The organism is Ruegeria marina (genome assembly GCF_900101475.1).
Lineage (GTDB): Bacteria > Pseudomonadota > Alphaproteobacteria > Rhodobacterales > Rhodobacteraceae > Ruegeria_B > Ruegeria_B marina.
Genome location: NZ_FMZV01000012.1, coordinates 1 through 19773 on the forward strand (window position 1 = coordinate 1; position 19773 = coordinate 19773).

The 19773-nt window shown below is 66.8% G+C and carries 14 protein-coding genes and 1 pseudogene; 14 read left to right on the forward strand and 1 reads right to left on the reverse strand.

All coding sequences use genetic code 11. The features are described from left to right. The 3 genes and pseudogenes from BLT75_RS15745 to BLT75_RS15755 all read left to right on the forward strand — a co-directional run. A pseudogene (locus tag BLT75_RS15745) lies at positions 1-384 on the forward strand (hypothetical protein); the annotation flags it as partial. Positions 385-436: 52 nt separating this feature from the next. Then, a complete protein-coding gene (locus tag BLT75_RS15750; protein WP_093033779.1) occupies positions 437-1885 on the forward strand; it encodes a TrkH family potassium uptake protein in 1449 nt (482 codons plus the stop codon). After that, complete coding sequence (locus tag BLT75_RS15755) at positions 1885-3465, forward strand: 5-guanidino-2-oxopentanoate decarboxylase (protein ID WP_093033783.1); 1581 nt, start codon at positions 1885-1887, stop codon at positions 3463-3465. The genes BLT75_RS15750 and BLT75_RS15755 overlap by 1 nt, the downstream gene beginning before the upstream one ends. Before the next feature lie 84 nt (positions 3466-3549). Here the strand turns inward: BLT75_RS15755 and BLT75_RS15760 are convergent, their stop codons facing one another. Continuing rightward, on the reverse strand, positions 3550-5286 hold the full coding sequence (locus BLT75_RS15760; RefSeq protein ID WP_093033786.1) for a serine protease: 1737 nt from the start codon (positions 5284-5286) through the stop codon (positions 3550-3552). A gap of 208 nt (positions 5287-5494) precedes the next feature. Between BLT75_RS15760 and BLT75_RS15765 the strand changes: the two genes are divergently transcribed. The 11 genes from BLT75_RS15765 to glmM all read left to right on the forward strand — a co-directional run bounded on the left by BLT75_RS15765 (position 5495) and on the right by glmM (position 19739). Continuing rightward, entirely contained in the window at positions 5495-6430 is a 936-nt protein-coding gene (locus tag BLT75_RS15765) for a glycine--tRNA ligase subunit alpha (protein ID WP_093033789.1), read from the forward strand. A gap of 24 nt (positions 6431-6454) precedes the next feature. Further along, on the forward strand, positions 6455-7141 hold the full coding sequence (locus tag BLT75_RS15770; RefSeq protein ID WP_093033792.1) for an FkbM family methyltransferase: 687 nt from the start codon (positions 6455-6457) through the stop codon (positions 7139-7141). A 139-nt stretch (positions 7142-7280) separates the two neighbouring features. Then, positions 7281-7805 carry a DUF6446 family protein gene (locus tag BLT75_RS15775; protein WP_093033795.1) on the forward strand — a complete coding sequence of 175 codons (525 nt, stop codon included), beginning with the start codon at positions 7281-7283 and terminating at the stop codon, positions 7803-7805. An 18-nt stretch (positions 7806-7823) separates the two neighbouring features. After that, a complete protein-coding gene (gltS, locus tag BLT75_RS15780; protein ID WP_218128954.1) occupies positions 7824-9035 on the forward strand; it encodes a sodium/glutamate symporter in 1212 nt (403 codons plus the stop codon). Positions 9036-9044: 9 nt separating this feature from the next. After that, positions 9045-11252: a glycine--tRNA ligase subunit beta gene (gene glyS / locus BLT75_RS15785; RefSeq protein WP_093033798.1), complete on the forward strand. Its 2208-nt coding sequence runs from the start codon at positions 9045-9047 to the stop codon at positions 11250-11252. Between the two features lie 242 nt (positions 11253-11494). After that, complete coding sequence (gene ppdK / locus BLT75_RS15790; RefSeq protein WP_093033801.1) at positions 11495-14059, forward strand: pyruvate, phosphate dikinase; 2565 nt, start codon at positions 11495-11497, stop codon at positions 14057-14059. A 161-nt stretch (positions 14060-14220) separates the two neighbouring features. Continuing rightward, entirely contained in the window at positions 14221-14859 is a 639-nt protein-coding gene (locus BLT75_RS15795) for a cell wall hydrolase (RefSeq protein WP_093033804.1), read from the forward strand. A 94-nt stretch (positions 14860-14953) separates the two neighbouring features. Then, on the forward strand, positions 14954-16330 hold the full coding sequence (locus tag BLT75_RS15800) for a multicopper oxidase family protein (protein ID WP_093033807.1): 1377 nt from the start codon (positions 14954-14956) through the stop codon (positions 16328-16330). Positions 16331-16431: 101 nt separating this feature from the next. Beyond that, a complete protein-coding gene (locus BLT75_RS15805) occupies positions 16432-17352 on the forward strand; it encodes a dihydroneopterin aldolase (protein WP_093033810.1) in 921 nt (306 codons plus the stop codon). After that, a complete protein-coding gene (gene folP / locus BLT75_RS15810) occupies positions 17349-18347 on the forward strand; it encodes a dihydropteroate synthase (RefSeq protein ID WP_093033813.1) in 999 nt (332 codons plus the stop codon). Before BLT75_RS15805 ends, folP begins: the two co-directional genes overlap by 4 nt. A gap of 39 nt (positions 18348-18386) precedes the next feature. Further along, positions 18387-19739, forward strand: a complete 1353-nt coding sequence (gene glmM / locus BLT75_RS15815; RefSeq protein ID WP_093033817.1) for a phosphoglucosamine mutase — start codon at positions 18387-18389, stop codon at positions 19737-19739. The last annotated feature ends 34 nt before the right edge of the window (positions 19740-19773 follow it).

Consider the following 19773-nt stretch of genomic DNA (forward strand, 5'->3'; position numbering starts at 1 on the left):
CCGGTTGCCGCCGCGCCCAAGGCGGAAAAGCCTGCGGCTGCCGTGGTGGCGGACGTGCCGGTTGCCGCCGCGCCCAAGGCGGAAAAGCCTGCGGCGGCCGTGGTGGCGGATGCGCCGGTTGCCGCCTCACCCAAGACGGAAAAGCCTGCGGCGGCCGTGGTGGCGGATGCGCCGGTTGCCGCCGCATCCAAGGCGGAAAAGCCCGCGGCGGCCGTGGTGGCGGACGCGCCGGTTGCCGCTGCGCCCAAGACGGACGCGCCGGTACAGCCGGCCCGCCGGACAGCGAAGGCCGGCGAAAAGCCGGCCGCCCGGCCCGCGCGTCGTCGCAAGACCCCTTCGACGCCCGCGCCGATGCCGTCGGCATCCCCGAAAACCCAAGGGTAATGGGGCCGCGCCTGCTTGACACCGGCGGTGGCGCAAGCCAACCCTGCGCCTCATGTTGGACATGCGCCCCGTCGGATATGTGATCGGTCTGCTCGTCGCCATTCTGGGCGCGACGATGGTGTTCCCGATGTTTGTCGATGTTCTCGACGGGCGCGGCGAATGGCATGTCTTTCTGCAAAGCGGCATCATCAGTGTGCTGACCGGTGGGCTGATGGCGCTGAGTTGCGCCAACGGGGTACGCGAAGGGCTGACCATCCAGCAGACCTTTCTCTTGACCACCCTGGTCTGGGTGGCGCTGCCGATCTTTGGCGCGATCCCTTTTGTGTTCGGGGCGACCGAGTTGCGGTTCGTCGATGCGTTTTTCGAAGCGATGTCGGGGCTGACCACCACCGGGTCCACGGTGATCTCGGGGCTGGACGGTCTGCCGCGCGGCCTCTTGTTGTGGCGTGGTATCCTGCAATGGCTGGGCGGCATCGGCATCATCGTCGTGGCGATGGTGTTCCTGCCCGAATTGCGGGTCGGCGGGATGCAGATCTTCCGCTCGGAAGGGTTCGACACGATGGGCAAGATCCTGCCGCGCGCGCAGGAGATCGCCGGCCAGATCACCGTCATTTATGTGGCGCTGACCGTTGCCTGCCTGACGGTCTATGCCGCGCTGGGGATGAGCTTCTTCGATGCGCTGGTTCATGCGATGACCACGCTGTCGACCGGGGGGTTCTCGAATTACGACGCCTCGTTCGGCACCTTCTCGGGTCCGGCGGAATACGCGGCGTCGTTTTTCATGATTCTCGCGGCATTGCCTTTCGTGCGCTATGTGCAATTGCTGAACGGCCATTCCACTCCGATCCTTAGGGACAGCCAGATCCAGACATTCCTGATCGTCATTGCGGTGCTGGTGGTGGCGACCACTTTCGTGCTCACCTCGATCTTTCCGCATCATCACGAACAGGCGTTCCGCGAGGCGCTGTTCAACATCACCTCGATCATCTCGGGCACCGGGTACGCCAGTGTCGATTACATGAACTGGGGGCCGCTTCTGATCACCATGTTCTTTGTGATCGGGCTGATCGGCGGCTGCGCCGGGTCGACCGCCTGTTCGGTCAAGATCTTCCGCTACCAGCTTCTGTTCGCGTCGATCAAGACCCAGCTTCAGCGCATCCGCTCGCCGCATGGCGTGTTCCTGCCGCGGTATCAGGGACGCGCGGTCGGACCTGATGTACTGAGCTCGGTGATGAGCTTTTTCGTCTTTTTCATCGTGTCGCTGGGCATCCTGTCCTGGGCGCTGTCGCTGACCGGGCTCGATTTCATCACCTCGCTGTCGGGGGCGGCCACGGCGATCGCCAATGTCGGCCCGGGCTTGGGCGACCAGATCGGCCCGGCGGGGAACTTCTCCGGCCTGAACGATACCGCCAAATGGCTGCTGAGCGCGGGCATGCTGATCGGCCGGCTCGAGGTGCTGTCGGTCTATGTCCTCTTTACCGTACAATTCTGGAGAGCCTGATGAAACGTCCTCTCGGAGCCCAGATATCCCATATGCTGCGCGACCGCGGCGTCGAGGTGATCTTCGGCATTCCCGGTGTCCATAATCAGGAGATGTATCGCGGCATCGAAGAGGCGGGCATCTTCCATGTGCTGGCCCGGCACGAGCAGGGGGCGGGCTTCATGGCCGACGGTTATGCCCGCGCCAGCGGGTTGCCCGGCGTGGCCTATGTGATCACCGGGCCGGGCCTGTGCAACATCCTGACACCGATGGGGCAGGCCTGGTCGGATTCGGTGCCGATGCTGGTGATCTCTTCCTGCCTGGACGAAACGGCGGCCCGGCGCGGTCAGCTGCACCAGATGCGCGACCAGCACGGCGCGGCGGCCACGGTCTGCGACTGGTCCGAAGAGGCGCGCAGCACCGAAGCGGCCTATGGGCTGGTCGAGCGCGCCTTTGAAGAGTTCGAGACCGCGCGCCCGCGCCCCAAGCACATCCAGGTGCCGATCGCGGCGCTCGAGGCCGAAGCCGATCCGGCTCCCTTTCCGGCCCAGCCGGCGCAGCGGGTCCGCGCCGTGCCGCCCGAGGTCGGGCCGGTGGTTTCGCTGCTGAACCTCGCGCGCCGGCCACTCTTCATCCTGGGTGGCGGTGCCCGCTCGCCGCTCTGGCGGCAGATCCTGACCCAGCTGGGCGCGGCGGTGATGACCACCTGTGCCGGGCGCGGGCTGCCGGGGCTGAACTATCCACTCGATTTCGGCGCGCCGCTGGCGCGGCCCTCCTCGGCCGAGGTGATCGCCTCGGCGGATCTGGTGGTGGCGGTGGGGACCGAACTGGCCGAGGTCGATCTCTGGCGCCCGCATCTGGGCCATTCGGCGATGCTGGCGCGGGTCGATATCGACCCCTCGGTGCTGGCCGACGGTCAGCGCGCCCAGGTCAAGCTGCTGGCTGATGCCGACAGTTTCGCGCGCGCGCTCTGGGCCGCGACCGAGGCGGCGAAACCCGCCACCGGCTGGAGCCGCGAGGAAATCGCCGCCGCCCGCACCCGCTGGCGGGCCGAGGTCGAGGCCGAACGCCCCGGTATCGCGCGGGTGGCCGAGGCCCTGCGCGCCGCGCTGCCGCCCGACACCATGATCTATTCCGACATGACCCAGTTCGCCTATGTCGCCAAGGAGATCTGGACCATGGCCCTGCCGGGGCACTGGCACCACCCGACCGGCTTTGGCACCCTTGGCTATGCGCTGCCCGCCGCCATCGGCGGGGCGGTGGCCCGGCGCGGTAAGCCTGTGGTTGCCATCGCCGGCGACTACGGGTTCCAGTATACGCTGCAGGAACTGGGCACGGCGGTGGAACTGGGCCTGCCGCTGCCGATCCTCCTGTGGGACAACGGCAAGCTTCAGGAGATCGAGGACAGCATGCTCAGCGCCCAGATCGCGCCCAACGCGGTCACCGCGCGCAATCCCGATTTCCTCAAGCTGGCCGAGGCCTACGGTGCCGCCGCCGCGGCCCCGGCGACCCTGGCCGGGATTCAGGCTGAGGTCGGGGCCGCACTGTCCCGCCGGGGGCCGACGCTCATCCGCCTGACCCCGGACCTGCCCGACGCCTGATCGCCGTGGCGGTCCTGCTTCTTTCTGGTCGGAAATACTCCAGGGGGTCTGGGGGACTGGTCCCCCAGCCCTCGGGGCCTGGCTTCAGTTCCAGCAACTCACCAGCACCGTCATCCCGTTGGCGCGCCGGCTGATCTCATCGGGCGTGACCGGGACAGGGTCGCCGGCGTCCCGCGCCGGAATGCCGGTCACCGCCAGCACGTCGCGCAGCGCCCGCGCCTTTGCGGCAAAGCTGACATCGCGGGGCAGTTGCTGGCCGGTTGCGGGTTCGGCCAGCAACATCCCGACCACGGCGCCGCTGGCATCGAGGATCGGCCCGCCGGCATCGCCCGCCTGGGCCATCAGGTTCAGCCGGGCCAGTTCGATCTCGCCCCGCAGGCCCGCCACATCCGCCACCGAGCCAAAGCTCAGCGTCGGCGCGCCCAGGATGCCTTCGTAGGAAAAACCCGACAGGACCACCTCGGCGGCGATGCGCGGATCCTCGGTCGCGAGGTCGGCCACCTGCATCGGCGCCATTGGTTGCGCCGGGCGCAGGACGGCGACGCCAAGCCCGGCATCGGTGTCGATCACCTGGGCCTCGTAGTTATGGTCCAGCGTCACCCGGGTGCAGCCGGTCACCGCCTCGGCCACGGTCATCACGGTGCCCGCGCCATCGACATAGAAGCCCGAGCGCGACAGGCGCGGCTTGCGGATCTGCAGGCCCGACACGAGGTCGACCCGCTGCTCGGCCTCGCCGCCGGCCGCCGGGTCCAGCACACCCTCGGTACGGGTAAAGCTCTGCTTCATCGCCGCCAGAACCCGTGCGCGCCGTTCCTCGTCGCCCTGCGGCCAGACCAGCGTGAAGCCCTTGATCTCACCCCCTTCAAGCGCCGCCTCCGTGTAGGAGACGATGCCCTTGCCGCGGCCTTCGAGCGTGAAACTATCGCTGTCGCGCTCGCGCGGACCGTCAAGCGGCACGATCTCCAGCGTCTGCATGATGTCGTAGAGACCGAACAGTGTTGCCTTGTCGCCCGGCTGGCTGATCAGCAGTACCCGGATGTCCTCGTCGCCGGTGGCCTCGTAATGGGCGAAGGGCGGCTCGTAGCGGCTGAAGCGCACGGCGCCCAGCGGCATGTCCATCTCGATCCCGGCTTGCGCATCGTATCGCCGGGTCATGCCGACCGAGATCAGCGGCGCATTGTACTGATCCATCAGCGCCTTGCGCTGGAGCGTGGTCAGCACGCCCGTCACCTCGTAGCCGTTGGACGCCTGCCAGTCGGCCATCGACCGGCGGGTGCCCGCGCCAAAGGCGCCGTCGATGGCGGCATTGTAGAACCCTGCCGCCTGCAGCGCGATCTGCAGATCCTGCCGCTCCTCGCGGCTCAGCGCCTGTTCGCTGCGGCGCGCCTCGGCCAGGGTCTCGTCGGCGGGCTCGGGCTGCGCCGTGGGGGCTGCCGGTTGCGCGGCCTGCTCGACCGGGGCGATCACCGCATCCTGGCCCAGCACGTTGGCGCCGATCGGCCAGAACTGCTGGCCGAGCGCGGAGCTCAGGGTGATGAAACTGTCGGCCGGAATGCGCCGCTCCGCGCGATAGACGTTCAGCACCTGTTCCGCGTCAGGGCGCAGGTAGGGGCCCAGCACGATCCCGTACCAGCCGCTGCCCAGCAAGAAGCCGGCCACGTCTTCCAGGGTGGCGGTATAGTCCTGCGCCCGCGCCCGCGCGGTCTGCAGGTCGGGCTGGGCTTCGATCTGCACCCAGACGACATCGGTATCCGACTGGGCAAGGAGGGGAGAGGCGACAAAGGAAACAAGGGAAAGGAATACTGCAAAAAGTCTGGTCATTCTTCGGTTCCGTACCTTCAAATACGTATTGTTCACACAGGTTATGCAGGAAATTGGCGCAAATGCCATGGCCGGCAACAGGGGAAAACCGGGTGTGGCGCAATCACCTCAGCAGGGGCGGCGGTCTGGTCACAAGCGCCGTTGACGCTGTCCCCCTGCTTGCATAGGAAAGGCGCAATCCGTTCCTTACAGCGCCCGAGGCCGCCCGATGACCGACACGACCCGCACCGCTCCGCGCTCTTTCCAGGAAATCATCCTGCGGCTGCAGACCTATTGGGCGTCCAGGGGCTGCGCCATCCTGCAACCCTATGACATGGAGGTGGGGGCGGGCACCTTTCACCCGGCCACCACGCTGCGCGCCCTGGGCAGCGCCCCCTGGGCCGCGGCCTATGTGCAGCCGTCGCGCCGCCCGACCGACGGGCGCTATGGCGAGAATCCGAACCGGCTCCAGCACTATTATCAATACCAGGTGCTGATCAAACCCAGCCCGCCCGACTTGCAGGATCTGTATCTGGGCAGCCTCGAGGCCATCGGCATCGACGTCTCCCTGCATGACATCCGTTTCGTCGAGGACGACTGGGAGAGCCCGACGCTGGGCGCCTGGGGTCTGGGCTGGGAGGTCTGGTGCGACGGCATGGAGGTGAGCCAGTTCACTTATTTCCAGCAGGTGGGCGGCCATGACTGCGCGCCGGTCTCGGGCGAGCTGACCTATGGTCTGGAGCGGCTGGCGATGTATGTACTGGGCATCGACCACGTGATGGACATGCCGTTCAACGACCCGCAGTCCCCCATTCCGCTGACCTATGGCGACGTGTTCAGGCAGACCGAAGAGGAATATGCGCGCTGGAATTTCGACGTGGCCAATACCGAGATGCTGCTCAGGCATTTCGAGGAGGCCGAGGCCGAATGCGCCGCGATCCTGGCGCAAAGCCATGACGATCCCAAGACCGGCAAGCGCATCGTGATGGCGCATCCGGCTTATGACCAGTGCATCAAGGCCAGCCATATCTTCAACCTGCTCGATGCACGTGGCGTGATCTCGGTAACCGAGCGGCAGGCCTATATCGGCCGGGTGCGGGCGCTGGCCAAGCAATGCGCGGATGCGTTTGTGCAGACCACCGCCGGGGGCTATGCTGCCGCCTGAGGACACGAGGGCAGGGGCATCCGAATGGAAGAGGCGACGCGCGAGCGCTACGAGGAAAAGCTGCGCAAGGCGCGGCGGCAGCTGAAGCGGCAGGTGCGCACGGCGCAGAGCGAGGGGTTCATGACCGGGGCCGCCGCCATGCTGAGGCCCGGCGACGTGGTGGTCGACTGCGGCGCCAATGTGGGCGACGTGACCGAGGTTCTGTCGGCGACCGGCGCCACCGTGCATTGTTTCGAGCCCGACCCCTATGCCTTTTCGCTGCTGGAACGCCGGTTCGGCGCGGCGGAAAACGTGATCCTGCACAACAAGGCGGCGGGTGTCGCAGCGGGCAGTATCGGCCTGATGCGCGCGGCCACATTCGGCGAAGATCCGGAAAAGAAGACGGTGATGAGCACCACGCTGCCCGGCGGGCGCGGCATCAGCGCGGATGCAGGCGACGCGATCGAGGTCGGGATGATCGACTTTCCCGCCTTTCTGGAGGGGCTGATCGCGGAGCATGGCGATATCGCGCTCTTGAAGATGGATATCGAGGGGGCGGAGCTGGATATCCTCGAAGAGATGGACGCGCGTGATCTCTTTGCGCCGATCCGGGTGACGCTTGTCGAGACCCATGAACGCAAGTTCCCCGACCTGCGCGACCGGTTCCGGGCGCTGAAGTCGCGCATGGCCGAGCGGTATGCGCCCACCAAGGTCAATCTGGACTGGATCTGAGCGTGTAATTCGACGATCCGGCGGAAAAAACGGCGCCAAAGCTGGCATCCGGGGGCGCTGTCCTACATCAAGGCGCAGACAGCAACTGACCCGATTCTGTCCGGGAAGGGAACCGGCGGAACGGGACAAGGAGAAACCAATGACCGGCAAAGTTCTTGTCATCCTGTTGGCCCTGTGCGCGGTCGGCGCCGGCCTGTCGATGTATTACCTTCAGGTCTACGGTTTCTATTACGAGGTCGAGCCGCGCCCGGGACAGGAAGTGACTTTGGTGCCGCAGGGAAGCGAGACGGCTGAATTCATCGCCTATGACGGGTTCCGGGCCATCGACGCCGACAGCTCGCCCATCCGCTATCGCGCCTGTTTCACCACCACGCTCGACCTTGACGCGCTGAGCGCCGCCTATGCGCCCGCCGAGAATCCCGAGCCGCTGACAGCGCCTGCCTGGTTCGACTGCTACGATGCGGGCCAGATCGCCGAGGCGCTGGAAAACGGCCGTGCGCGGGCCTTTCTGGGGGCGAAGAACGTTCACTACGGCGTCGACCGGATCGTGACCATCACCGAGGACGGGCGGGGATATGCCTGGCATGTGCTCAACAACTGCGGCCAGAAGGCCTATGACGGCACGGTGATCGGCGAGGAATGCCCGCCGCGCCCGGAGAATTGAGGCGGAAGACAGGAACAGGTGACCGAAACACTCCAGATATCGGCCTTCATGACCGTGACCCTGGGTCTGGCGGTCTATCTCGTCGGGGTGCAGATCAACGACCGGCTGCCGTTTCTGGAGCGCTTCAGCATCCCTGAACCGGTGACCGGCGGATTGCTGGCCTCGCTGGTGGTGCTCGGCCTCCATTCCGGGTTCGGGATCGAACTGGCCTTTGACCTGACGGGGCGGGATTTCCTGCTGGTTCTGTTCTTCACCGGGATCGGGTTGAACGCGCGGTTCGGTGACCTGGTGGCGGGCGGCAAGCCGCTTGCCATCCTGCTGGTGCTCACCCTGCTGACCATCGTGGCGCAGAATGTCATCGGGGTTCTGGGCGCGGTTCTGTTCGGGTTTCCGGCGCAGTCGGGGGTGCTGTTCGGTTCCGCCGCATTGATCGGCGGCCACGGCACCGCCATCGCCTGGGCGCCCGAGGTGGCGCGGGTGACCGGCCTGACCTCGGCCACCGAACTGGGTGTCGCGGTGGCGACGCTGGGCCTGGTGATCGCGGCGCTGATCGGCGGGCCGATCGCCACCTATCTGGTGGCGAGCCGCCAGCTGACACCGAACCGCCCGGACGAGGAGCTGACCGTCGGTCTGCCCAACGAGATGGACGAGGAACCGCCCCGGATCGACCACAAGTCGCTGATGCGGGTGCTGCTGACGCTGAATGTGGCGATCCTGCTGGGCTACGGCCTTCACGAGACCATTGATCAGATGGGCCTGAAACTGCCGCTTTTCGTGCCTTGCCTGCTCACAGCCATCGTCGTGGGAAACCTGCGCACGGCCCTGTTTCCGCATGCCCCGCGCGTATCGCGGACGCCAACGCTGGCGCTGATCTCGGAATTCGCGCTGGGCGCCTTCCTGGCGATGTCGCTGATGAGCCTGCAACTCTGGACCATCGCCGAGACCGGGCTTGCCCTGGCGGTGCTCATCGCGGCGCAGACGCTGTTTGCCGTGGGCTTCATTTTGCTGGTGCTGTTCCGCACGATGGGCGGTGGCTATCGCGCGGCGGTGCTGGCGGCGGGGTTCGGCGGCTTTGCGCTGGGCGCCACCCCCACCGCGATTGCAAATATGACCGCCGTGACCAAGCGCTATGGTCCGTCCCCCCTTGCCTTTATCGTGCTCCCCCTTGTATCCGCCTTCTTCGTGGATATCGCCAATGCGCTTGTCATCCAGACGATCGTCAATTTCTAAGGACCGACCATGCCCGACCTGCTGATCGAACTGTTTTCCGAGGAAATCCCCGCCCGCATGCAATCCCGTGCCGGTGAGGACCTGAAAAAGCGGATGACGGATGGTCTGGTCGAGGCCGGTCTGACCTATGCCCATGCCTCCGCCCTGACCACTCCGCGTCGCCTGACGCTCGCCGTCGAGGGGCTGCTGGCCAATAGCCCGACGATCCGCGAAGAGCGCAAGGGCCCCAAGGTGGGCGCGCCGGAACAGGCGGTCGAAGGGTTCCTGCGCGGGGCCGGGATCACCCGCGACCAGCTGGAAGAGCGCGACACGCCCAAGGGCGCGGTCTGGTTCGCGATGATCGAGAAACCGGGCCGCCCGGCGGCCGAGATCGTGGCCGAGGTGCTGGAAGACACCATTCGCAACTTTCCCTGGCCCAAGTCGATGCGCTGGGGCGCAGGCAGCCTGCGCTGGGTGCGGCCGCTGCATTCGATCCTCTGCATCCTGACGACCGAGGCCGGGGCCGAGGTGGTGCCGCTCGACATCGACGGGATCGCGGCCGGCAACACCACCGCCGGGCACCGGTTCATGGCGCCTGCGCGGTTCGCGGTGACCTCGTTCGAGGATTACCAGGCCAAGCTGAAACGCGCCTTCGTCATGCTGGACACGGCCGAGCGGGCCGAACATATCTGGAACGACGCGCAGAACATGGCCTTTGCCGCAGGCCTTGAACTGGTCGAGGACAAGGGGCTGCTGGCCGAGGTGGCCGGGCTGGTCGAATGGCCGGTGGTGCTGATGGGCCGGATCGGCGACGCCTTCCTGGACCTGCCGCCCGAGGTGCTGCAAACCAGCATGCGTGAACATCAGAAGTTCTTCTCGGTCAAGAACCCGAAAACCGGCCGGATCGAGCGTTTCGTCACCGTCGCCAACCGCGAAACCGCCGATCAGGGCGCCACCATCCTTGCAGGCAACCAGAAGGTTCTGTCGGCGCGGTTGTCGGACGCCAAGTTCTTCTGGGAAAACGACCTGCGCGTGGCCCGCGCCGGCATGGACGCCTGGGCGCAGGCGCTGGAAAACGTGACCTTCCACAACAAGCTCGGGAGCCAGGGTGACCGTATCCGCCGCATCGCCGCGCTGGCACGCGAACTGGCTCCGCTGGCGGGTGCCGATGCCGATCGGGCCGAACAGGCCGCCAAACTGGCCAAGGTCGACCTGAACTCGGAAATGGTGTTCGAATTTCCCGAACTTCAGGGCCTCATGGGGCGCTACTACGTCGAAGCCGCCGGCCATGATGCAGCCATTGCCGCAGTGGCGCAGGCGCATTACTCGCCGCTCGGCCCGTCCGATGACGTGCCCACCGCGCCGCTTTCGGTCACTGTCGCGCTGGCCGACAAGCTCGATACGCTGACCGGCTTCTGGGCCATCGACGAGAAGCCCACCGGCTCCAAGGACCCGTTTGCCCTGCGCCGCGCCGCGCTGGGGGTGATCCGGCTGGTGCTGGCAAACGACCTGCGGATGCCGCTCGATCGCTACATCGACGCGCAACTGTTGCGGCACAGGTATCACGCCAGCAATGGCGAGGCCGCCCTGCGCGACCTGATCGAGGAAATCGCCGATCATGGCGTGTTCGGCGCGGCTTTCGAGACGATCAGGGAAAAGCTGGGCGATCCGGACGCATTGGAGAAACTGGCCGGCGATGTGCCGGACCTCTCCGACGATCTGCTTGCCTTCATCCACGACCGGCTCAAGGTCTTCCTGCGCGACGAAGGCATCCGGCACGACGTGATCGACGCCTGTATCGCGATGGCGGGGAACGACGATCTCAACCTGCTGGTCAAACGCGCGCGCGCGCTGAATGCCGTGATCGCCACCGAAGAGGGCGAGAACCTGGTGCAGGGCTTCAAGCGGGCCAACAACATCCTGACCCAGGCCGAGGAAAAGGACGGGGTGGAATATTCCTTCGGCGCCGATGTGAAATTTGCCGAATCAGACAGCGAAAAGGCGCTGTTCGCCGCGCTGGAGCAGGCCCGGGCCCGGATCGAGCCGGCGCTGAAGGCCGAGGATTTTCCCGTCGCCATGGCCGCCATGGCCGCCTTGCGCGGCCCGATCGACGCCTTCTTCGACGAGGTGCAGGTCAATTCAGACAACCAGGTGGTGCGCCGCAACCGTCTGAACCTGCTCAGCCAGATCCGCGGCATCTGTTCCAGCGTCGCCGACCTGACCCGCATCGAGGGGTGAGGCGCGCCCGGACATCGGTCCGGCGGACCGATGTCAGCGCCGAACGGGCGGAGCCCCGAGGGCAGGCGCGCCCGGCAACCGGCGTTCGGGTTTCGGCGCGCGCCGGTCGCTTGTCGACCCTGCTGCTTCTTTCTGGTCAAAAATACTCAATTCCCCGATCAGGGCTGGCGCGACATGCGGCCAGAACGCGCTTGCGCCAGCCCCAAAGGCTCCTATTCTGCACATAAACAAAAGGTGCCGCAGTGCAGAATAATCCCGATACCACGCTGATCACCGCCACAGCGCCCGTGGCCACTGCCACCCATGGCGGACGCGCGAAATGTTTGCAGCGGCTGGTCCGGCTCGACCTGCCGGTACCGCGTACCGTGGCGCTGTCCTTCTCGGCGGTGCATGACATCGCCCAGGGGCACCTGCCGGATATCCCGGCCATCGTCAGCCAGTTCGACCCGACGTCGCTCTTGTGCGTGCGGCCCAGTTCCGAGGATCCCGACTGGGGCGGGCCGGGCGCGGTGCTCAACATCGGCATGAACGATGCGCGTTTCGTCGAACTCAGCGACAGGATGGGGGCCGAGGCGGCGGCGGCCCTCTACCTGCGCTTCGTGCAGACTTATGCGATCCACGTGGCCCGGCTCGATCCGGATGTGTTCGACGAGATCGAGGCTGACGGCCGCGAGGGGCTGCGCCAGAGCCTGCGCGCCTATGAGGACGAGACCGACGAGAGCTTTCCGCAGGATCCTGGCGAACAGCTGGCCGCGGTGCTGCGGTCGATGGCGCGGGCGTGGGAGGGCACCTCGGCCCGGTTGTTGCGCCAGGCCAAGGGCGCGCCCGCCGATGCCGGCCTGGGGCTCGTGGTGCAGGAGATGATCCCCGGCGTCGGTCAGGGCGAATGCGGCTCGGGCGTGTTGCAACTGGTCGATCCCACCACCGGCAAGCGCCAGATCACCGGCCGCTACCTGAGCCAGAGCCAGGGCCGCGACGCGCTGGGGGCAGGGGCCGAGGCGCTCTATCTCGAAAAGGATCCGCGCGGCGTCTCGCTCGAGGATGTGGCGCCCGAAGCCTTTGCCGCGCTCAAGCAGCACGCGGCGTTGATGCGTCAGAAACTCCGCGAGGAGATGCAGGTCGAATTCGTGATCGAGAACGGCCATGTGCATATTCTCGACGGGGTGCGGGTGCCCCGCAGCGCCCGCGCGGCGCTGCGCATCGCGGTGCGGCTGGCCGAAGACGGCATCATTCCGCCGCAGGAGGCGGTGATGCGGATCGACCCGCATTCGATCAACGAACTTCTGCACCGGCAGGTGCACCCGCAGGCCCGGCGCGACGTGCTGACCACCGGCATCGCCGCCAGCCCGGGCGCGGCCACGGGCAAGATCGTGTTCACCGCCGCCGAGGCGCAGGCCGGCGCCGCCCGCGGCGAGTCCTGCGTGCTGGTGCGCCGGGAAACCTCGCCCGAGGATGTGCGCGGCATGCATGCCGCCGTGGCAGTGCTGACCGAGCGCGGCGGCATGACCAGCCACGCGGCGGTGATCGGGCGCGGCCTGGGCCTGCCCTGCATCGTCGGGGCCTCGGAAATGGAATTCCAGAGCAAGGCGCGGATCCTCAAGGCGCCCGACGGGCGTGTGTTCCGCACCGGCGACATCCTGACCATCGACGGCAGCACCGGGCAGGTGCTGGCGGGCGAGCCCGCGATGATGGAGGCGGCGCTGGACGACAGTTTCCAGACGCTGATGGCCTGGGCCGATGCCGAGCGCGACATCGGCATCCGCGCCAATGCCGACACGCCCGCCGATGCGCAGACCGCGCGCAATTTCGATGCGCAGGGCATCGGCCTGTGCCGGACCGAACACATGTTCTTCGATCCCGGCCGCCTGACGGTGATGCGCGAGATGATCTTCGCCGCCACGCCCTCGGGCCGCAAGGCGGTGCTGGAGCGCCTGCTGCCGATGCAGCGGGACGATTTCGTGCAGCTGTTCCGGATCATGGAAGGCAAGCCGGTCTGCATTCGCCTGTTCGACCCGCCGCTGCACGAGTTCCTGCCGACCACACGCGCCGGGCAACGCGAACTGGCCGAGGCGCTGGACATTCCGATCAGCGACGTGACCCGCCGGGTCGAGGCGATGAGCGAATACAACCCCATGCTGGGCCTGCGCGGCGTGCGCCTGGGCGTGACGGTGCCCGAGATATATGACATGCAGGCCCGCGCCATCTTCGAGGCGACGCTGGAGGCCAGCCGCAGGGGCGAGCCCGTGGTGCCCGAGGTGATGATCCCGCTGGTCTCGGCCAAGCGCGAGGTGGAACTGGTCAAGGCCCGGATCGACGCGGTGGCGGCTGCCGTTGCGTCCGAGCGGGGGCAGGAGTTCGATTACCGGCTGGGGGTGATGGTCGAGACGCCGCGCGCCTGCCTGCGTGCCGACGAGATCGCGCATTGCGCCTCGTTCCTCAGTTTCGGGACCAACGACCTGACCCAGATGACCTATGGCCTGTCGCGCGACGATGCCGGGCGGTTCATGTCGGCCTATGTGCGGCAGGGCGTTTTCACCGAGGACCCGTTTCATGTGCTGGACCGCGACGGGGTGGGAGAGCTGCTGAAACTGGGTGTCGAACGGGGCCGCCGGGCCAAGCCTGAAGTAACCGTTTCAGTCTGTGGAGAGCATGGTGGCAACCCCGAATCAATCGCCTTTTGCAGGGCGGCCGGCTTCGATTATGTCTCTTGTTCGCCCTTCCGGGTGCCGGTCGCCAGGCTGGCTGCGGCACAATTGGCCATTTCGGATAAACTTGGTGTAAGCGCCCCTGTGAACCGCTATATATAGTGGCGGGGCGCGCGTTAAGCGCCTGAAAAATCTGTGTGTTTTGGGTCGAAATACCCTTGCAAATTCTCTAAAACTGGACCTTTGCCCAACTCTGAGGTATGGGGCACCGATGCGCCGCCTGGGGAGGAACCGGCGTTCACGCCTTGTGTGGGGGTTTGGACATGAAACGATTTCTACTGACAGCCGTGCTGTCGGCTGCCATCGCAGTGCCGAATATTTCCTCGGCCGATCGGGGCAACGAACGTGTGACCGTGGAAAAGAGTAACACGGCCGCGTCTTCTGGCAAGCGCTTTCGCGACTATCTCAACGCCTTAATGCCGCAATCTGAACCCGAGCCGGTCGAGGTGTCGTTTTCGCGTTCGTGGATCGACGAGTTGCCCAAGGCTCAGGGTGGCGAACAATGGGCCTGCCTGGCCGAAGCGCTGTATTTCGAGGCGCGCGGCGAGACCGTCAAGGGACAGTTCGCCGTGGCCGAAGTGATCCTGAACCGGGTCCAGAGCGAGCGTTTTCCCGACACGCCCTGCGGCGTCATCAAGCAGGGCACCGGCCGCAAGTACCAGTGCCAGTTCACCTATACCTGCGACGGGCGCAAGGACGTCATTGCGGAAAAGGCCGCTTATGAACGGGTCGCCAAGGTCGCGCGGCTGGCGCTTGACGGCGTGGCCGAGAAACTGACGGGCGGCGCAACCTACTATCACACCACGGCAGTCCGGCCCAGTTGGTCGCGCCGGTTTACCCAGACCGCCAAGATCGGCGTTCACGTGTTCTACAGCCCGGGCCAGCGCACCGCCAGCAACTGACCAGAGCGCTTGCGCGCCGATTGACGCACCCGCGCTGGAATCCTGCTGGCGCGGAGCGGGCGCGCGCCTATATTGCGGGTCACGGAGGCCCGCAATGACATTCACCCGCCGACAGGTCCTGACATCCGCCGCGGCGCTGGCGATGCTGCCGCGCCGCGCCCTTGCCGCCATGCCCGAACTGGTCGCGGCAGAAACCCGCCAGCAGATCGCGCCGGATGGCTATCCCGACACCGCGATCTGGAGCTATGGCGGCGGCACCCCCGGCCCCGAGATCCGCGTTTTGCAGGGGGCGCGGGTCGCCCGCCGGCTGGTCAACCGCTTGCCGCAGCCGACGGCGGTGCACTGGCACGGTATCCGCATAGACAATGCGATGGACGGCGTGCCCGGTCTGACGCAGGAGGCAGTGACCGAGGGCGCCAGTTTCGACTATGACTTCACCGTACCGGATGCGGGCACCTATTGGTATCATTCGCACAACCGCTCGATGGAACAGGTGGCGCGCGGTCTTTACGGCGCGCTGATCGTGGACGAGCCGCAGGCGCCCGATGTCGACCGCGATATCGTGCTGATGCTCGACGATTGGCGGCTCGACCCCGAAACCGCCGCAATCGACGGAAATTTCGACAATGGCCACGACCTGAGCCATGCCGGGCGTTTCGGGAACCTGATGACGGTGAATGGCCGGTTCGACCCTGCTTTCGAGGTGAAACAGCATGAACGTCTGCGTTTGAGGCTGGTCAATGCCGCCAATGCGCGGGTGTTCGAGATCGGCCTCGACGGTCTCGAAGGCTGGATCGTGGCGCTGGACGGGATGCCTCTGGATGCGCCGCTGCCGGTCGGCGGCGCCTTTGCGCTGGCCCCGGCGCAGCGCGCGGACCTGTTCGTGGATGTCACCGCCGAGAGCGGCGCGGCGGCCAGCCTGCTCAGCATTGAACGTGATGGCGGCTATGGCCTCTGCCGGTTCGACGTGAGTGGACAGGGGGCGCGGGCCCGGCGGAACGCACCCGCGCCGCTGCCGGCCAACCCGCTGCCCGAGATCGGCGACCTGGCGGCGGCACCTCTGCACGAGATGCGTCTCCAGGGCGGCGCGATGCGCTGGCTCGAAAGCGCCCGACTGGGCGAGACCGAGATGAGCGGGCAGGAACTGGCGCAGCTGGGCAAGTTCTGGGCGCTCAACGGCCGGGCCGACCGGCCCGACACGCCCTTTCTGGATGCCGCGCGCGGTAGCCTGCACCGCATCGCCTTTGTCAATGAGACGAATTTCGACCACGGCATGCATCTGCACGGTCACCATTTCCGCCTGATCGGCGCCGATGGCGCGCCCGGCCCCTGGCGCGATACGGTGCTGGTGCCGCCGCGCGAAACCCGGCAGATCGCGCTGGTGGCCGACAATCCGGGCAGGTGGCTGTTGCATTGTCACATGCTGGGCCATGCGATGTCGGGCATGACCAGCTGGTTTCGCGTCGCCTGATGACGCATTCGGCGGCTGGTGCGGCGCGTATCACCCTGCTATAGGCGGGGCTCGCGCCTATTTAGGCTGGACGTGACCCACGAACCCGAAAGGCCAGCTCGATGGTATCCGAAATCCGCCTTGCCTTCGCCCATCCCTCGGAACGCTCCGAGGCGACGGCGACACGCGGCCCGCTCGACCGTATCTCGCTGCGCGACCATGTGGTCGAGGTCGAGATCGGCGCATTCCAGGCCGAACGCGGCACCACCCAACGCATCTGCTTCAACGTGGTGGTCGAGGTGATGCCGCTGACCGGCCCGATCGACGACGATGTCGACCGCATCCTGTCCTATGACAGGGTGACCGAGGCGATTGCGCGGGCGCTGGCCGAAGAGCGGCTGAACCTGCTGGAGACGCTTGCCGAACGGGTGGCCGAGCTGATCCTGCATGAACCGCAGGCGGTGCGCGTCTTCGTCCGCATCGAAAAGCTCGACCGGGGTCCGGGCGCGCTGGGCGTCGAGATCGTGCGTAGCCGCGACAAGCTGCATGTCGATCACACCCAGGACCTGCGGCCGCATCCGCGCCTTGTCTACCTTGCGAACGAAGCCATCGACTCGGACAACCTGAGGGGCTGGATCGACCAGCTCGAACATCGCGAGCGCCCGCTGATCATCTGTGTCGGCGCCTCGGCACTGGCGGTGCCGCAGACCGGGCACGCGATGACCCAGCGCCGGATCGATCTTCTGGCGATCGAACAGAATGCCTGGCGGCTGGCCGCGAAGGATCACCGCTGCAAGGTGGTCGCGACCCGGACCGAACTGGACTGGGCAATGAAGAACGGCCAGATCTGCGTCTGGGCACCTTCCAAGATCGTGCTCGACGCGGTCGACGGCCCGTCGGCCAAACCCTCGGACGCGGTGGCGCTGGCGGCCTGGTTCGCGGCAACCTTCGAGGCGGGAGAGATGCTGGTGATCGGCGCGGCGCTGCCGAAGGACCCGGGCGTGCCGCTGCGCGCGGTGCCGGTGGAGCAGGCCGAACTGTGAGCGGGTATTTCCGGCCCCTGGTGCAGCAGGGTGACATTCGCGTGCCCGGTGCGCTGCCTCTGGCGGGCGGGGCGCTGTGGTTCACCCATGCCGAACGGCTGGACCGCGACGGAACATCCGAAATACTGCCTGTCCGCGATCTGCCGACCGGCGTTGCCGAGCGACTGGCCGCACCGCGTGACGCCATTGCCGGGCTCGACATGTCCCGCCCGCACCTGATGGGTATCCTGAACGTGACGCCCGACAGTTTCTCGGATGGGGGTCGACACTTTGACGTCGCCGATGCGGTGGAAACGGCGCTGGCAATGGTGGCACAGGACGTGTCGATTCTGGATGTCGGCGGCGAATCCACCCGGCCCGGGGCGGCCGAAGTGCCGGTGGAGGAGGAAATCCGCCGCATCGAACCTGTGATCGAGGCGATCCGCGCCGAGACCGGCACCGCGATTTCCATCGACACCCGTAAGGCGGCGGTGGCCGAGGTGGCGCTGGCGTCGGGCGCGAGCCTGGTCAACGATGTTTCGGGCTTCACCTTTGACGCGGCCCTTGCGCCGCTTTGTGCCGATACCGGCACGCCGGTCTGCATCATGCATGCGCAGGGCGACCCCGCGACCATGCAGCAGGATCCGCGGTACGACAATGTCCTGCTCGATGTCTACGACTTCCTGGCTGCGCAGGTGGACCGGCTGGCGGCGGCGGGCCTGCCGCGCGGGCAGATCGTGATCGACCCGGGCATCGGCTTTGGCAAGACTCAGGCACATAACCTGACGCTCTTGCGCAACCTGTCGCTGTTTCACGGTATCGGTTGCCCGATCCTGCTGGGCGTCTCGCGCAAGCGGTTCATCGGAACCATCGGCAAGGAACCGCTGACCGAGGCGCGCGCGCCCGGCTCGATAGCCGTCGGACTGGCCGGAATCGCGCAAGGCGCCCAGATCCTGCGCGTCCACGACGTGGTCGAGACCGCGCAGGCCTTGCGCCTGTGGGGCGCCGTCCGCTAAAGCTGCTGACCACGACACCAGAACGACAGCGAGGCGGCGATGCGAAAGCTATTCGGAACTGACGGGGTGCGGGGCACCGCCAACACCCACCCGATGACCGCCGAGATGGCGCTGAGGATCGGGGCAGCGGTGGGCCGCTATTTCCGCCGCGACGCCAGCGGCGTGCACCGGGTGGTGATCGGCAAGGATACCCGCCTGTCGGGCTACATGCTGGAAAGCGCGCTGACCGCCGGGTTGACCTCGACCGGCATGAACGTATTGCTGCTCGGTCCCGTGCCGACGCCCGCCGTGGGGTTGATGACCCGCTCGATGCGGGCTGATCTGGGCGTCATGATCTCGGCCAGCCACAACCCGGCCGAGGATAACGGGATCAAGTTCTTCGGCCCGGACGGCTTCAAGCTCTCGGATCAGGCGGAGATCGAGATCGAGGCTTTGATCAATGCGGGTGTGCGCCCGGCGCAGGCGCAGAACATCGGTCGGGCCAAGCGGGTGGATGACGCCCGGTTCCGCTATGGTGAACGGATCAAATCCTCGCTTCCGCGCGATCTGCGGCTTGACGGGCTCAAGGTGGTGGTCGATTGCGCGAACGGCGCGGCCCACCGTGCCGCGCCCGAGATCCTGTGGGAACTGGGGGCGGACGTGATCCCGGTGGGCACCGCGCCCGATGGGCTCAACATCAACCGCGGCTGCGGCTCGACCCATCCGCAGGCTGCCGCCGAACAGGTGGTGGCGCATGGCGCGCATGTGGGTATCGCGCTGGATGGCGATGCCGACCGGGTGATCATGATCGACGAGACCGGCACGCCCGCCGATGGCGACCAGCTGATGGCGCTGCTCGCCGCGCGCTGGACGGCCGAGGGGCAGCTGAAAGGTGGCGCGCTGGTGGCGACAGTGATGTCGAACCTGGGGCTGGAACGGTTCCTGTCGGCGCGGGGGATCGGGCTGGAACGCACCGCGGTGGGCGACCGCTATGTGGTCGAGCGGATGCGCGAGGGCGGCTTCAACCTGGGCGGCGAACAGTCGGGTCATATCGTGATGAGCGATTATGCCACCACCGGCGACGGGTTGATGGCGGGGCTGCATTTCCTGGCCGAGATGGTTCGGTCGGGCCAGCCGGCAAGCATGCTCGCGCGCCAGTTCGCGCCGGTGCCGCAATTGCTGAAGAACGTGCGCTATGCCGCCGGCCAAGCGCCGCTCGAGATGGCGCCGGTGCAGCAGGCGATTGCCGAGGCCGAGGCGGCGCTGGCAGGGGCGGGCCGGTTGCTGATCCGCAAGTCTGGCACCGAACCGTTGATCCGCGTCATGGCCGAATGCGAGGATGAGGCGCTGCTGACCCGCACCGTCGACAGCGTGGTCGAGGCGGTGGCCGACGCGGTGTCCGCGCCGGCCTAGGGGGCGTTGCCCCCGTCGCGCCTTGCGCGACTCC

What these genes read in the sequence shown, in the direction of transcription:
- BLT75_RS15750 (WP_093033779.1), top strand. Translation starts at nt 437, where the DNA reads ATGTTGGACATGCGCCCCGTCGGATATGTGATCGGTCTGCTCGTCGCC.
- BLT75_RS15755 (WP_093033783.1), top strand. Translation starts at nt 1,885, where the DNA reads ATGAAACGTCCTCTCGGAGCCCAGATATCCCATATGCTGCGCGACCGC.
- BLT75_RS15760 (WP_093033786.1), bottom strand. Translation starts at nt 5,286, where the DNA reads ATGACCAGACTTTTTGCAGTATTCCTTTCCCTTGTTTCCTTTGTCGCC.
- BLT75_RS15765 (WP_093033789.1), top strand. Translation starts at nt 5,495, where the DNA reads ATGACCGACACGACCCGCACCGCTCCGCGCTCTTTCCAGGAAATCATC.
- BLT75_RS15770 (WP_093033792.1), top strand. Translation starts at nt 6,455, where the DNA reads ATGGAAGAGGCGACGCGCGAGCGCTACGAGGAAAAGCTGCGCAAGGCG.
- BLT75_RS15775 (WP_093033795.1), top strand. Translation starts at nt 7,281, where the DNA reads ATGACCGGCAAAGTTCTTGTCATCCTGTTGGCCCTGTGCGCGGTCGGC.
- glyS (WP_093033798.1), top strand. Translation starts at nt 9,045, where the DNA reads ATGCCCGACCTGCTGATCGAACTGTTTTCCGAGGAAATCCCCGCCCGC.
- BLT75_RS15795 (WP_093033804.1), top strand. Translation starts at nt 14,221, where the DNA reads ATGAAACGATTTCTACTGACAGCCGTGCTGTCGGCTGCCATCGCAGTG.
- BLT75_RS15800 (WP_093033807.1), top strand. Translation starts at nt 14,954, where the DNA reads ATGACATTCACCCGCCGACAGGTCCTGACATCCGCCGCGGCGCTGGCG.
- BLT75_RS15805 (WP_093033810.1), top strand. Translation starts at nt 16,432, where the DNA reads ATGGTATCCGAAATCCGCCTTGCCTTCGCCCATCCCTCGGAACGCTCC.
- glmM (WP_093033817.1), top strand. Translation starts at nt 18,387, where the DNA reads ATGCGAAAGCTATTCGGAACTGACGGGGTGCGGGGCACCGCCAACACC.